This is a genomic window from Pelorhabdus sp. sgz311001 (genome assembly GCF_055901755.1).
Map to the genome: position 1 here is coordinate 420,373 of NZ_JBVXUT010000003.1, position 15,346 is coordinate 435,718.

The 15,346-nt window shown below is 44.1% G+C and carries 10 protein-coding genes; 2 read left to right on the top strand and 8 right to left on the bottom strand.

Going from position 1 to position 15,346, the window contains the following annotated elements:
* Positions 1–136: 136 nt before the first annotated feature.
* The 5 genes from AC0MXB_RS10600 to AC0MXB_RS10620 form a co-directional block, all read right to left on the bottom strand.
* Entirely contained in the window at positions 137–1,321 is a 1,185-nt protein-coding gene (locus AC0MXB_RS10600; protein ID WP_474039643.1) for an anaerobic glycerol-3-phosphate dehydrogenase subunit C, read from the bottom strand.
* Positions 1,314–2,573, bottom strand: coding sequence for an anaerobic glycerol-3-phosphate dehydrogenase subunit GlpB (glpB, locus tag AC0MXB_RS10605; protein ID WP_474039644.1), 1,260 nt, complete (start codon positions 2,571–2,573; stop codon positions 1,314–1,316). The genes AC0MXB_RS10600 and glpB overlap by 8 nt, the downstream gene beginning before the upstream one ends.
* Positions 2,557–4,167: an anaerobic glycerol-3-phosphate dehydrogenase subunit GlpA gene (gene glpA / locus AC0MXB_RS10610; protein ID WP_474039745.1), complete on the bottom strand. Its 1,611-nt coding sequence runs from the start codon at positions 4,165–4,167 to the stop codon at positions 2,557–2,559. The genes glpB and glpA overlap by 17 nt, the downstream gene beginning before the upstream one ends.
* Before the next feature lie 179 nt (positions 4,168–4,346).
* Positions 4,347–5,471 carry a radical SAM protein gene (locus tag AC0MXB_RS10615; RefSeq protein WP_474039645.1) on the bottom strand — a complete coding sequence of 375 codons (1,125 nt, stop codon included), beginning with the start codon at positions 5,469–5,471 and terminating at the stop codon, positions 4,347–4,349.
* A 118-nt stretch (positions 5,472–5,589) separates the two neighbouring features.
* Positions 5,590–8,799 carry an EAL domain-containing protein gene (locus AC0MXB_RS10620; RefSeq protein ID WP_474039646.1) on the bottom strand — a complete coding sequence of 1,070 codons (3,210 nt, stop codon included), beginning with the start codon at positions 8,797–8,799 and terminating at the stop codon, positions 5,590–5,592.
* Between the two features lie 245 nt (positions 8,800–9,044).
* On the opposite strand from AC0MXB_RS10620, the gene AC0MXB_RS10625 reads away from it, so the two are divergent.
* Together AC0MXB_RS10625 and AC0MXB_RS10630 are read left to right on the top strand one after the other, a co-directional pair.
* On the top strand, positions 9,045–11,042 hold the full coding sequence (locus tag AC0MXB_RS10625; protein WP_474039647.1) for an oxidoreductase: 1,998 nt from the start codon (positions 9,045–9,047) through the stop codon (positions 11,040–11,042).
* Positions 11,043–11,062: 20 nt separating this feature from the next.
* Positions 11,063–11,650 carry a TetR/AcrR family transcriptional regulator gene (locus AC0MXB_RS10630; protein WP_474039648.1) on the top strand — a complete coding sequence of 196 codons (588 nt, stop codon included), beginning with the start codon at positions 11,063–11,065 and terminating at the stop codon, positions 11,648–11,650.
* Between the two features lie 70 nt (positions 11,651–11,720).
* Here the strand turns inward: AC0MXB_RS10630 and AC0MXB_RS10635 are convergent, their stop codons facing one another.
* From AC0MXB_RS10635 to AC0MXB_RS10645, 3 genes are all read right to left on the bottom strand, one after another.
* On the bottom strand, positions 11,721–13,694 hold the full coding sequence (locus AC0MXB_RS10635; RefSeq protein WP_474039649.1) for a methyl-accepting chemotaxis protein: 1,974 nt from the start codon (positions 13,692–13,694) through the stop codon (positions 11,721–11,723).
* Positions 13,695–14,131: 437 nt separating this feature from the next.
* On the bottom strand, positions 14,132–14,449 hold the full coding sequence (gene ppnP / locus AC0MXB_RS10640; protein WP_474039650.1) for a pyrimidine/purine nucleoside phosphorylase: 318 nt from the start codon (positions 14,447–14,449) through the stop codon (positions 14,132–14,134).
* 21 nt (positions 14,450–14,470) lie between these two features.
* The gene (locus AC0MXB_RS10645; RefSeq protein WP_474039651.1) at positions 14,471–15,301 is read right to left on the bottom strand and encodes a pyrroline-5-carboxylate reductase family protein; all 831 of its coding nucleotides are present in this window, start codon (positions 15,299–15,301) and stop codon (positions 14,471–14,473) included.
* Positions 15,302–15,346: the final 45 nt, after the last annotated feature.

Genomic DNA, 15,346 nt, shown 5'->3' on the forward strand with positions numbered 1-15,346 from the left:
AGTACCATAGTAACCTTTTAGATACCAGCATTCACAAAATGCAAATACCACTAGCCGTACCAAATAGAATAATTCAATGAAAACAAAGTCCCAACCGTTGCTGCTACAATGCCAAGGTTGGAGCCTATTAAAATAATTAGTTAGTCATGCTTTGCCGCAAGAGCGATATGGGATGAAGCACTTTTCGCCCGGTTACGTGCGTGATTTGCAATTGACAAGTGCCGCACTCCGTAACAACAATTGCCTCAGGATTCTTCTGGACTGCTTCAAAAAGTTTTTCACCGATTTTCAAGGAAATGTCATATTTCTCCTGCTTAAAACCATAACTTCCGGCAATTCCGCAGCAACCAGCGTTTGCTTCGATGATCTGCATTCCGTCAATATCCTTTAGCAGCTCAAATCCAGGCAGACCAATCCCCTGCGCTCTCATATGGCAAGGCGCATGATATAAAAATTCTCCCGGCGGCGCTGTAAAGTTCACAGTTAATTTCCCGGCTTCTTGCAACTCTAACAAATATTCACCAGCATCATAATGGTGCTGCGCTACTGTTTCAGCGCCATCAATCTGATACAACTCCAAGTATTCCTGTTTCAGCATCAACCCGCAGCTCGTACAGCAAGTCAGGATCGGATAGCCCTTCTCGGCCCATTTGGCTAGCTCGGCAATATTATGCTTCGCCTTTTCACGAGCCGTATCCATATAACCATTCGAAACGACTGGCGTACCGCAACAGACAACATCAGGTACAATGACTTCGATACCGTTGGCTTGGAGAATCTCGACAAGATCCATCCCGACCTGTGGCGTATTGTAGCCAATATAACAACCAGGATAGAAAACGACTTTCTTGTCGCTTGGCTTTTGCTTATAAGCGTTAAAGCGTTGATAAAAGCTTTTGCTAGCGTAAGATGGCAGCGGACGGTTTGCGATGCCAATGGAGCTCAAGACGGCCTTGGTGACAGGAAAATTCATGCCAAAGTTCGTCAACGGCGCTACCGGGCTGCCTAGCTTCGCAAACAATTCGCCATGAGATAAAATCCAATCCCGCAGGCGATGGCCCTTTTTGCGATACAGCTCGGTTTTAGCCAGCATATTCAATGTCGATACCGGCACGTTTGAGGGGCAAGTAATATCGCAGTTCTTGCAATTCGTACAGTAGTCAATGGAAGCTTCTAGATCGTTTTCAAATAGACGAAACCGTTCCTGGCCTGGCCCCAACAGTTTTGGGCCGCGAAATTCTCCAGTCGCTTTCGTAACAGGGCACTCAATAACGCAGGACGCACAGGCTGTGCAGCGATCAATTGTGTTTTGTTTAATCATTTTTCCCACTCCTTACCGCAGCCTGAGCTGCCTGAAATCCCGAAACAACAGCCACGCCATTGCCGGATTTCTCAACAGAGTAATCATAACCTGCCAGCATTTTTCCAGCCACATGGAGATTCTCATACAGCATATTGCCCTTGGCGTCGCAGGGCCGTAGCAAAGTATCGACACGGATTCCGGCGCGAAATACTTCATTCGAATCAAACAAGCTGCCGCTTGGCGCGCAAGCTAAGCCTTCTGAAGTAACAGGCAGGTTAAAAATGGGTTCATAGAAGCCTTCCGGCGTCGCGTCTAAGCCGCCGCCTAAGAATCCGCCTGCCGCCAAAATAAAAGCTCCCGCTTCGTATCTTCTTTCTCGATCTAAATGCTGCGTAATCACAGCGCTGCAGCGTTTTCCCTCATATTCGGCCCGTCTCACATGAGTATGCTCAATCAGCCGGATCCCTTGCGCTTTGATCGTTCGCATGAGTAACGTCCGCAGCCGACTGCCCGTAATTGCTGGCGGCGGCGCTGCTACTTCCACAACGCGACAGCCTGTGGCTGCTTCTACCTTCTGCCACAAATCATAACTTGGCTCAGTTCCTAGCACAGGTGGCATGAGAATATAGCTGCCCGGGGCAACAGTTGCAGAAATCTGCTGAATTAGACTGCTCTGCGCCGCTTCCTGATCAAGCCATCTAGCTATATCTAAGTTCGTAATATCTCGGCCTTGCGCTAAATCAGTTCTTACCATCAGGGATGAAAATTGTTTCTCGCCATAGCCCTTATGTCTTTTAAGGCCCATAATAACCATAGCCGGATAAAAATCTTTAAGGCCCTCAAAACCAATCACTGTAATTGCCTTTGCTGCTGGCATATCAGCGGCATTCATCGTTTTCGGTACCAAACAGCTTGGTTTCAAGGTTCCCGCCGCTGTCGGAATTAAAATATTTTCATCAAGTGAACCATCCAAAGGATAATTCGCTGCCGCACAAAGATTACGAATATATTCGACGCCTTGTTCCACCGCCGCTTGACCGCTAATTGCATAGGGATGTTCTTTAGGTAAAGCCGCAAAAATTTCACGGGGGCTCTGCAGGCAACGCTGCTGTGCATAGCCTAGTATATCAATGACACCGCCGCCAAAGGCCAGTGTTCCGACCCCTTTCGTCAATAGGGTCACACTGTGGCCGCCTTTCGCCGCCGCTGATGCCGCTGTTAAGCCAGCAAGGCCTGCGCCAATGACAATGACATCACTCTTTTTCATCATGCATCTCTCCATTGATATTTAATGTCGCACCATAAATCGCACGCGTAAGCTCTGTTTCTCTCAATTGATTGCCCCATAGAACAGGACGCACGCCGCCCCACCGCGCTTCCAAAAACTCAGAGAGTACTTCCGTCGCCGGTCGCTCTTGATGCAGACCCTGGGTTACCATAACACCGACTCCCCGCAGACCGCAAAAAGCGCCCTGACACGTTCCCATGCCCATACGTGTTTTTCGCCGAATATCATCAAGCGTAAAAGTTGCCGCATCAGCTGCCACTGTTTCGATTTCAGCTAAAGTCACCATTTCACATTCACAGACAAGCTGACTCTTTGTTTTATCCTTCTCGATACACTGCGCCACCGCTTCCATCTGACTACCGAGCCGCGCTGCCGCCCGTTCCACGCCAAAAGCTGGCAGATGCTGTTTAGCTGCACTCATAATCGTCTCAGGGACAGGTGACACTAAAGGTTCGTCAGCGGTACGACAGGCTGCCTGAATTTTAAGCAATTGGCATACTTTATCTACGGTTTTTTCAGCCATGAGACGATACGTCGTCAACTTGCCGCCGACAATGGTAACAAGACCGTGCAAACCATCAATCTCTTGATGATCAAGAATCGCAAAATTACGCGAGGCGCTCCGTCCCGCTCCGCCGGGACTATAAATGGGCCGCGTGCCAGAAAAAACTCGTAAAATACGGTAATCATAAATATCGCCAAACAATGCCTTGCCTTCATTCATTTGACGCACAACTTCATCCTTGCTAACAGCAAAATCATCGGGTCGATCTGTAGCAACTGAGGTAGTGCCAAGAATGGTAATAGAACCATGCGGTACGAAAATATCAGCATCAGCAGGCGGACGCAGACGGTTCACGACCCGATTCGTAAAGCGATGATTAAAAGCAATGAGCGTACCGCGGTCAGGATGCACATTAACCTCGACTCCTGCCAACGCCGCAATCTTGCCAACCCAGGAACCAGCAGCGTTCACGATCATATTACAACCAATTTCCTCCTGTTCGCCGCTCAAAGTATTGCGGACAACTACACCAGTAACCTGCCCATTACTATGATGGATCGCTACAACCTCTGTATAAGTCTGAACAACGCCGCCATAGCGCTGTGCCGACTGGGCATTTTGCCATACTAGTCGGAAGCCATCAATCGCCCCATCAGGCACACGATAAACCGCCTCGATATCTGGCGATAATGCGGGTTCTAGTTTGCGCGCCTCGTCAACGGATAGCTTTGATACAGGGATTCCCGTTTCTTCACAAGCTTTCAACCATTTTAGCGCATACTCTTCGCCGTCACCTTTCGCCTGAACAAAAAAGCCTTCGATTGGTTCCACACAATACTTGCCAATACGTCGCAATATGGTGTTTTCATCAATACATTCCCGCGCTGCCGCGCCATCTTTCACAGCATAACGGCCGCCACTATGCAAGAGCCCGTGAAACCGCGAGCTTGTGCCATAAGCCAAATCACGCTGTTCTACTAAGAGCGCCTTAATGCCGCGCATAGACAAGTCGCGCAAAATTCCTGTACCTGTTGCGCCGCCGCCAATGACAATTACGTCAAAATGTTTTATCATATGCCCTCCTCCAAAAGAAAAAAGCCCAATTACTCCGGCAGCGATGCTTGCCGGAAGTAATTGGACCTCTCTTATTCTCTGATCCGCTTTATATATTATAAGATACGTGCCTAATTATATTAGCTATAGACAGGCAAAATTCCTTTTCAATTCTAAACTTTTTAAAAAGTAAAAATCTACAACACAACGAGTTCCGGTTTATATTCTTCAGGCAGTTCTTCTTCCTGTAAAAACTTAAAATTATCATCATTGAGAATTGGCATAAAAACTTCATAAGGAATCATCGCAAACTCACAGGCATAATTACTGGCGCCAAACCACATGCTTTCTTTGCTGCTCAAATTTAAGCTACGGGCAAATTTGGTATTATTAGAACAGTCATGAACAACCAAGTCCCATTGTTCTGCCGCAGCAATTTTCATGAATTTCAAAGTCAGTTCTCGACTCCAAATCGGTGATATATAACCATGGCGAGAAATATACATATTCTCCCCATAGTAATTATCAATATTATTGGCATTTAAATGAAGTTCGGCGCAATTGATAAAATCAAGTTTAGTGGCAAAAATTGCTTCCTTCTTCTTGAAAAACGCTTCGAAAAACTCCGGTGTCATAGGCGTTTCAATTCCTACATTTTTAATATATTTTTTTGCCAAACCAATATTCGCAATGACTTTATCGGCACAGTTAGAAGCGCCGAGATTAAAGCGAATCTCATCAAGACCCGCTTCGCCTAAGGCTTTCAAAGTTTCTTCGGTCGCTAACGTGCCATTGGTGTATAAGTGCTGGTGAATCTGAGCTTCGCTAAATTTTCGAATAATAGAATAGTATTTTTCAATTTCCATGAACGGCTCTAAATAAACATAAGAAATCCCTGTTGGCTTTTTGTGAATGGAGAGAAGCAAATCGAGATCCTTCTCATAAAATTTCGTGCCGCCAATATCCCATAAGCCCTCGCCAACGGGCCGAATATCATCTAGCTCGCCATAATTATAACAGAACTTACATTCCAAATTGCATTTGTTCGTTTTTCGAATTGCACTTAGCCCTGTCCCAAGCAGGCAGGAGCGGCAGCCTTTGGGAAATTTGCTGTCATTACCAACAAACAAAGTCCTATTTTCTAAGTTTTTTAAGTCTGTAATTTCAGCCATTAGCTGTTCATTGCGCTGATCAATTGCTGCTTCAATTTGAGCAAAGACCGCATAAACAATCTCTTCATGTTTTACAGTAAATGCTTCGTTATCGCCCATTTGTGAAAAATAATCAAACCAGATTAACGCATCTTGCTTCGAAATCTTCATTATCTATCCGCCTATCTATTCATTGTTTTATATTAAAAATATAACACATATTTGTGCCAAACTTATTATATTTCCATAAATCTTACTTATCTCCTTCAACTACTTTAACTACACTAGACTATTTTATCGGCTTATATAGATTCTCTGCCTGCTCTATAAGTAGTTGAATTGCCGAAGTTTCGGTAAGCGGGCGACTAAACAAATAGCCTTGAATATAATCACACCGGTGATCCAGCAAATAGGCCAATTGTTCTTCCGTCTCTACTCCTTCCGCCACAACCTTCATATTAATATCGTGAGCCATGTTAATGATCGAACTGATAATTTTTACCCCTGGAACCTCAGCTGTGATCATATCAATAAAAGACTTATCAATCTTAAGTGTTGTCACAGGTAAATTCAGTAAATAAGTCAATGAGGAAAAGCCCGTACCAAAATCATCAAGGGACAGCTTTATTCCTAGGTTCTTAAGCTGAATTAGTTTACTGACAGCATCCTCCATTGACGCCATCAGCGAGCTCTCGGTAATTTCCAACTCCAACTGTTGCGCTTCAATCTTTGCTGCTTTCATGGCATTTAAAACGATAGCAATAAAATCATCTCTGATAATTTGTTTGGCCGATATATTTACGGCAACATGAACTTCGCTCCACCCTTGATCTGTCAGACGGCGAGCAAAGCGGCAGGCTTCGTTGAGCACCCATTGTCCAATATCAGGAATCAGACCAGCGCGTTCAGCAAGCGGTATAAACTGCAACGGCGATACTATGCCATGTTCGGCGCTACGCCAACGCAACAGCGCTTCAAAGCCAATGATTTTTTTCCTGACAGGATCAATCTGCGGCTGATAAACAAGTGAAAACTCCTGTAACGCCAAGGCATAACGCAGCGAGTTAGTCAATCGCATTTCCTGATAGGCTTCCTGTTGCATCTCTTCTGTATAAAAGCGCCAACAATTTTTGCCGCCTCTTTTCGCAGCATACATGGCATTATCGGCATTTTTAATGATTTCTTCTGTTGTACTGCCATCAGCAGGATAAGCAGCAATACCAATACTCGCCGCCATGTGAAACTGGCTGCCAAAAATTTCTTTGGTTCTTCCTAATGCCATATTTAGCTCATAGACAATTTTCTTGATTTTACTGTGTTCCTTAATGCCTGAAAGAACGACAACAAACTCATCGCCGCCTACTCTAGCCACAAAAACATCTTTTCCCACTATACTAACAATTCTAAGCCCTGCCTCCACAATAATTTTATCGCCATAAGTGTGGCCATAAGTATCATTAATGAGTTTTAAGTCATCTAAATCGATAAACAAAACAGCGCCGCAAACCTGACCTTTACGAGCATGTTCCATTTCAGCAGCTAACCATTCATTTAACTGCCGCCGATTGGCCAGGTCTGTCAATGAGTCAAAATAAGCCATATGCTTAATGGCTTCCTCCTGCCGAGTTCTTTCGGCTTCAATCTTCACGCGTTCAGTAATATCTTGGTTGGTACCGTAAACCTTGATAAAGCGACCTGCCGCATCTTTTACAGCAAATCGCCGCACCAGAACAGTACGGACTTGACCGTCTCGCCGGATAATTCGATGAACCAGATCATCGACCGGTTCAATTGCTTCGTCCCGTTCACCGAAAATAAGAAAGTTCTGTTCATTCTTTAGCATCCACAGATCTTCGGGATGAACAAATTCTTGAGCATAGTGATCCCACGACATCGAGGGTCCTTCGCGTTCTACAGTCGTAGCATATATATTATAAAACTCATCGCTAAAAGTAAATAGCCCCGTTGACGGAGTATATTCCCATGGTCCTAAACTCGCCAGCCCAGCTGCGACAGCCAGCATATTCCGGCTATCGATCAGTGCCGCTTCCTGTTGCCTGCGCTGCCGCTCCGCCTGTATTCGCTGCGTAATATCATGAGTAATCGTTAAAATATATCTTTCATCTTCAATGGTGACCATTCTCGCTGACATCAGTCCGCAAATTTCTCGTCCATCTTTCCGACGAAACCATGCTTCTAGATTATTTACTTGCCCCTGTTTTTCGAGTTCCTCTAACAATCGCTTTTTATCTGCTTCATGCCAAAGGCCAATTTGTTCTCGTGTACTGCCGATCAATTCAGTTCTCGTATAACCCGTACTTTGGCAAAAGCTTTCGTTGACATCGGCATAGGTGCCATCGATTCTGGCAATGGCTACAGCACTAGGGCTCATTTGAAAAGCTGTAAAAAATCTTTCTTCTGACTGCCTGCGCTGCTTAGCTTCTCGTTGATGCTCTTCGATTTTCTTGCGCAAAGAAGCTACTAAGAAAAAGTTACGCAAAGCAATGGCTGCCAGATCAGCAAAGCGTTGCAACAAAAAAAGTTCTTCTTCTGATAAAACCCGACCTGGCTCAACAAAGACGAGCCCTAGAGCGCCAAACATCCTGTCTTTTTGTTTAAGCGGCATTACCACACAATAATCTACATTGTCAAATATAGAATGAGGTAACCGATCTTTCCAAGCATGATAATTACTTACAGCGGCAACTTTACCAGTTCGGTAAGCCTGTCCGACTAATGCCTTGGTAATATCCACTTCATTTTTATGAGTGGTAAACATCCCAGTCCCTGTTTTTACTGTATAGGTCCTCTTGGCTTCATCGAAAACATGCACATATGTATGAGGAGCTTGAAACAGCTCCTTAACTCCGGCGACAATCTTTTCAAAGATAGCATCATCAGAATCATTATCTGTCATGAGGCCTGCCGTCATTTCATGCAGCAAGTTCAGTACTGTATTTTGTTGATAGATTTTTCCTTCCTTGCTTAGAAGTTCATCGAATTGCTGTCGCAATTCTTCTTCCGATGCCATGAGCTCTTCATAGGCGGCTAGTAGCTCTTCGTGAAGCAGTTGATAGTTCTTTTCACTGTCGTCAGGAAGCAGCTTATCGGCCTGATTTCCTTCTTTCCCATTAAAAATGCCCATCAGAAATTCAGTTTCTTCCAACCGAACTTTACAATACTTTATTCTTACCGCAAACGTCAGCTTATCCCGCTTCCTGTGAATTTCTTGACACAAGACAGCCTCTTGTCGCGCGGATCTCATCAGTCTGTCAAAACAACTTTCTTCTTGCGTCGCATACAATTCATGAAAGCTAAGTTGCTTAAACTCCTCAGCAGAATACCCATAAATCTTAGACGCTGCATGATTGGTATATACCACTTTCCCCGAACAATCAAATACTAAAATCCCATCCAAGACCCGTTCCGCAATGTATTGAAACGCCAGTGGGATCGTACTATTGATATTTTTCTGATATTTCTCCTTCCAATCATGCACATGTCTCACTCCTTGGGCTAAAGTTTGATATATTGGCAAATTTTATTTCAACAGTTCAGCTATAATCATCATTTTAGTCGTAATTATTATCTAAATAGTACTGTTATTGGAATCAACTGTCAACGAATAAACATATCAGGGTAATTTATCGACAAAAATACCAAGCCTTGACGCTTCTTTCTGCTTGTTATAAAATTAACTTAATCAATTCACTGAATACACTAGATGAAATGAGGATGTCTTGTATGTCGTACAAATATAAAAAACTCTTTGAACCTGTAACAATTGGTTCCCTAGAAATTAAAAATCGTTTTGCCATGGCGCCGATGGGTCCATTAGGTCTAGCCGACGCCGAGGGCGGCTTTAACCAGCGCGGCATCGAATATTATACGGCCCGCGCTCGCGGCGGCACTGGTCTGATCATTACGGGCGTAACTTTTGTTGATAACGTCATTGAAGAGCATGGCATGCCCAGTGTTCCCTGTTCCACCCATAATCCGCTCCACTTTATCCGTACCGCCCGGGAAATGACGGAACGCATCCACGCCTATGACGCGAAAATTTTTCTGCAGCTTAGCGGCGGCTTTGGTCGGGTAACAATCCCAACTAATTTAGGAGAATTTCCCCCGGTGGCGCCTTCGCCAATCAAACATCGCTGGCTTGATAAAACCTGCCGGGAGCTTACTATCGAAGAAATTAAAACCATCGTTAAAAAATTTGGCGAGGGGGCCTTTCAGGCTAAACGCGCTGGTTTTGACGGCGTACAAATTCACGCTGTACATGAAGGTTATCTTATCGATCAATTTGCCATTTCCTTCTTTAATAATCGCACCGACGAGTACGGCGGAGCCTTGCCGAATCGCCTGCGCTTTGCTCGGGAGATTGTGGAAGAAATTAAAGCAAGATGCGGTCAGGATTTCCCTGTTACTTTACGCTACAGTCCGAAAAGCTTTATTAAAGACTGGCGGGAAGGCGCTTTGCCTGGCGAGGAATTTGAAGAAAAAGGCCGGGATATTCCCGAGGGAATTGAAGCAGCCAAACTGTTAGTCGCCTATGGCTATGACGCCCTCGATATTGATGTTGGTTCCTATGACTCCTGGTGGTGGAGCCATCCCCCGATGTATCAAGAAAAAGGTCTCTATATCCCCTACGCGAAAATCATTAAAGACGTCGTCTCCGTGCCCATTCTATGTGCCGGACGAATGGATAACCCCGCCTTAGCCCTGCAAGCTGTCAATGATGGCGCTTGCGATATGATCAGCCTCGGTCGCCCCCTCTTAGCGGACGAAAATTACGTAAATAAACTTCGTGCCAATAAGTTAGCTGAAATTCGTCCCTGTCTCTCTTGCCAGGAAGGCTGCATGGGACGCATTCAAGAATACTCGGCCTTAAATTGCGCCGTAAATCCTGCGGCCTGCCGGGAAAAAGAAGCTGCATTAACGCCCGCCTTAATCCGAAAAAAAGTCGCCATTATCGGCGGTGGTGTTGCTGGTTGTGAAGCCGCTAGAGTTTTAGCCTTGCGCGGACATAGCCCAGTGATTTATGAAAAAACTAGCCGCCTTGGCGGAAATCTGATTCCCGGCGGAGCGCCCGATTTTAAAGAGGATGATCACGCCCTTGTCGCCTGGTATGAACATACCCTCAACAAATTGGGAGTAGAAATCCATCTCAATACAGAAATGACTCCTTCTATGATAAAAGAAACTTCCGCCGATTCCCTGATAATCGCAACTGGTTCTAAACCAAAGCGATTCAGTCTCGGCGATAACAGCAAGGTATACTCGGCTGCCGAAGTATTGCTAAAACAAGTTGACCCAGGTAATCAGGTCGTGATTGTCGGCGGCGGCTTAGTGGGCTGCGAACTTGCTATTTGGCTGGCCAAAGCCAATACAAAGGTTACTCTAGTGGAAATTCAAGACAAGCTACTCGCCCTAAACGGCCCCCTCTGTCATGCCAATTCAGATATGCTAGAAAAACTAGTTCCCTATTGCGGCGTTACTGTACTAACAGATGCCAAAGTTTTAAAAACCACACCAACAGGCGTCTTAATCCAGCATAATGGACAAGAGCAGGACTCCCCTGCTGACAGTGTAATTCTAGCCGTAGGCTACACTTCGGAAAATTCTCTGTACCATACTTTTAAATATGAGATGGCTGAGCTTCATCTGATTGGCGACGCCCGCAAAGTGTCAAACATTATGTATGCAATCTGGGATGCCTATGAAGTAGCTGCCCATCTATAGAGATTGATCGAGGTGATCTTATGGTTGCTATGACAAACCGCGCCAAACAAGCTGCCGCTACCAAAGCAAAAATTTTCGACTGTGGCGTAAAGCTCATTCGAAAATACGGCTTTGATAAGGTTACAGTAGAACAAATTGCTGCGGATGCAGGCGTTTCCGTCGGTACCTACTACTATTACTTTCCTTCTAAGTTTGAGTTATTTAGTGAAATTTTCAAGAAGGCTGATGAATACTTTGAAAACCACGTGGAAAGTCAGCTAGAAGCAGAAAAGCCTTTAGATCAAATCGTTGAATTCTTTGATCGCTATGCTGACTTTACCCTATTAAACGGCTTAGACATGGTAAAAAAACTCTATACGGCAGACAATAAGATGTTTATTACTAAAGGCCGCGCTATGCAAAACATACTTTGTGCAATTATTGTAGCAGGACAACAGTCGCAACAGATTTCTCCCAGCCTATCGCCCCAAGAAATAACTAACATTCTCTTCATAGCAGGCCGCGGCGTCGTCTATGAATGGTGCCTCTACGACGGCTCTATCGACTTAAAACAGGAAATGAAACGAGTTATGCAAATCATGGTAAATGGCCTGCGCTACCAGGCCTAACGAAAAAGGACAAGGAACTGACGCAACGTCAAATTCCTTGTCCTTTTTATAAAGCTATTTCATAAATCAATCATGTTCTAAAATTTTTTACGGCAATTTGCAATTCTTGCGCCAGTGTTGCCAAAGCTCGACTAGCTCGTGCAATTTCAGTCATAGATGCCAATTGTTCTTCCGTTGCTGCTGATACCCCCTGGAAGGCCCCTTCATTTTTCTTACTCAAGCCATTAATCGCATTGACGGATTTTACAATTCTTTGGCTGCCTTGCGACATGTCTTGAATCGCCTTAGACATATTTTTAACCTGCCCAGATACATCAGTCACCAAAACAGCAATTTCCCGAAAAGAAACGCCTGCGGCATTTACAACTTCTGCTCCGATTTTGACCTCTTGAGTCCCTTGTTCCATAGCCTGAACAGCCTTACCCGTATCTGTTTGAATTTCAACAATCAGATCAGAGATCTTTTTCGCTGCTACCTCAGATTGTTCCGCTAATTTCCTCACTTCCTCCGCTACTACAGCAAAACCTTTCCCTTGTTCTCCTGCACGAGCAGCCTCAATAGCAGCATTGAGAGCAAGTAAATTAGTTTGTCCAGCAATTCCAGAAATAACCTCCACAATTTGACCAATTTCATGAGATCGTTCTCCTAATTTTACTACCACTTGCGCCGAGGTGTTGACAGTTTGTTCAATCTGTCCCATTTGAGTAACCGCTTTGTCTACCGCGGCTTCGCCTTGAAGCGCTTTAGCCGTTGCCGACTCGGTCTGATTGGCCACAGAATTGGCATTACTGGCAACCTCTTCGATGCGAAGAGAAATTTCAGTTACACTAGCAGATGATTCATCTGCTGCTCTCATCTGCGTTGATGCATCGGTGGCAGCTTCCTGAATCAAACCAGCAACCTGATTGGCTGCCTGCGTTGACTCATCCGCGCTAGCCGTGAGCTCCTCACTAGACGCAGCTAGCTGTTCTGCATTATTCGATATCTGCTGAATTAACCAACTAATATTTTGGGTCATCTTCTCAAAGCTTTTGGCCAGGCGCCCGATTTCATCATTCGATTGAATGTTGAGATTCGTTTGTGACAAATCACCAGACGCTATTTTATTAGCTGCCAATTCCAGTGATTGAATTGGTTGGGCAATTCGCCGAGCAAAGAACGCAATAATAATACCAGTAAGCACAAGAACAACGAGAATAGTCACTAGTGAAATCCAGGTTAAGGATGATAACGATTCCGTCACTTCTGCAGTCGGGACATTGATCGTGAGAAACCATTTCGCATTGTTTAGCGGCGTAAACGCTACTATTTTCGAAACACCTGCATAAGAATATTGCGTTACGCCTTTTCCACCTTTGATAATATTCGCATGGATAGAGCGAATCTCTTCAGAAAATCGAGTATCTGTAACAGGATTTACTTGCATTACAAAACTTTTATCAGGATGAATAATCGTAAGCCCATCAGAGCGAATTAGCGTCGCATAGCCAGTATCACCCACCTTTTTTCCCAGCACTTTTTCTGTCATATTTTCCATACTGATTGCACCAAACAAAGCGCCAACCACTTGATTGTTGGACTTAACCGGAACAGCTACAAGGGTAACTAATATTCCGGTTCCGCGCGAAATAACCGGATCTGAGACCGCTGCTTCTCCCTGCAAAGCTTTCTGAATATAAGCTCGATCTTTCAGCGAACCGCTACTCCCTGCCTCATCATAATATTTACCATCAGGAAAAACAAAACCGTAATTTTCATAACGTCCTCTTTCCCGCTTAAGATACTTAAGATAAGGAACAATATCTTCACCTTTTGCTGCTTGAAGTACCGGCGATGTAGCAATACCGGCTAATTCCAGCTTACTAGTTTCAAGCCAGTTATCAATCAATCCAGCCGTATCTTGCGCTTCATTCTTCAAGTTTGTTGTTACATCTTCAAAAATAATAGCTTTAGCTTTCCAGTAGTTTAATCCCCCTAAAGTCGCTGTAGCAACTACAAAAATGCTCAATATTATAACTGTCAATTTAGTCTGAATGCTTTTCACGCTTCGGTTCCTCCTCTTTTTAAAATTTGTGTTATTAAAATGGCTATGTTTTTAAGCTATTCGTTAATTAGTGAACAATCCCTGCTATTTTTCTCATAATTCTGATAAATATTAACATGAAAATAACAAGTTTTGTAATTAATTTCCTCTGCCAAAAATAACAAGCCATCCTTTAAACCGTTTCGCACAAAAAAGCTGCTACTGAAATGAATCAGTAACAGCTTTTCTGTGCGTTAGATTTATCCAAAGCTTGAAGCAACAACTAGATTTTGAAGGTGACAACTAATTTATTCAACTTGGCAGCGAACTCAGCCAGTTGATCAGTAAATTCTTGCATGGCGTCAATGCCTCGGCTACCGCTTTCAGTGACTTTAGCAATTTCCCCTTTTACAAATTAAATCTCACGCTCTAAAATTGGTTATTGCAATTTACAAATCTTATGCCTTGATGTATGAGCAACAATAGTCAGACACTTGATCCGTAGACACCTTGAATGTAGAGTTGGCAGGTATTTCAAAAGTTTGTCCGGCTTCAAAGCATTCCCATTCGGTACTGCCAGGTGCCAAAACCTCCAGCTTTCCTGCGAGTACCTCCATCTGTTCCTTATCTTGTGTGCTGAATTCATATTGACCTGGTAAAATCAAGCCCAATGTTTTTCTCATTCCATTCTCCAATAAAATGGTACGACTCGTTACATTTCCGTTATAATACACATTGGCCTTTTTAACAATAGTAGCATTTTCAAACTTGTCCATAGTATCCCTCCGTTAAATAAATTACTCTTCCTCCTGGTTATCAATTGACTGCTGAATTTCAAAAACGATTTCTTTTGTCCGAGCAATTCCTTTCCTTAAGGAATCATCGAGTTGGCCCCCACTAATCAAACTCTTAATAATTGCTTCGGTAACCCCTCCTTTCGTAATCATTCTCTCAATATAGGCCCTTTTATCGGAACCGTTTTGAAAGGAAGGCAACACCCCTAAAGCCCAGGTATAAAGCTCTGAAAACAGCGGATATTCGACGCTAATTCTGTCAATCGCCTTTTTTTGTTGGACTGGACTTTCCAGCTTCAAAATTGCCGCTGGCATACAAACGCCAACAGTAAAAATATCCAAATCAGCTTCCGTCATTGTATCAACATAGGTTTGATTCATCAAGAAAAGCAGCGCCTTCAAAAGATCATTCTCTGGATACATCGTTACTACCCCTTTGCCTGATGCTATCGTATCCGGTCCGCTAAACATCATCCGATAGACTTTCTTTCCTAGTATCCGATCCAGCATTTCTGTTGATACTCCCGCCATACAGGAGACAACGAGAACCTCATTTGATATAGCAACTTCCTTGAGTACAAAAATATCCAGTGGCTTTAGTGTAACTAAAACAATGTCCGCGCTTTGGAACAATTGGTGATTCGTAGTAAGACACGAATCCAAGCCCTTCGCTGCAAGCTTTTGGTATGTCTGAGGGCTTCCGCCGTATGAAATAAGGAGATTTTCTTTTTTTATTCCTTGCCTGAGAAGTACTTGCGTAATGGCTTGCCCGAGATGGCCGCATCCCACAATTCCAACTTTGAGGTTATTCAGTAACTCTAGTTGCTTACGCATTAAGAAAATCCCTCCTTTTACAGCATTTAGTGATCTTGCGATCTT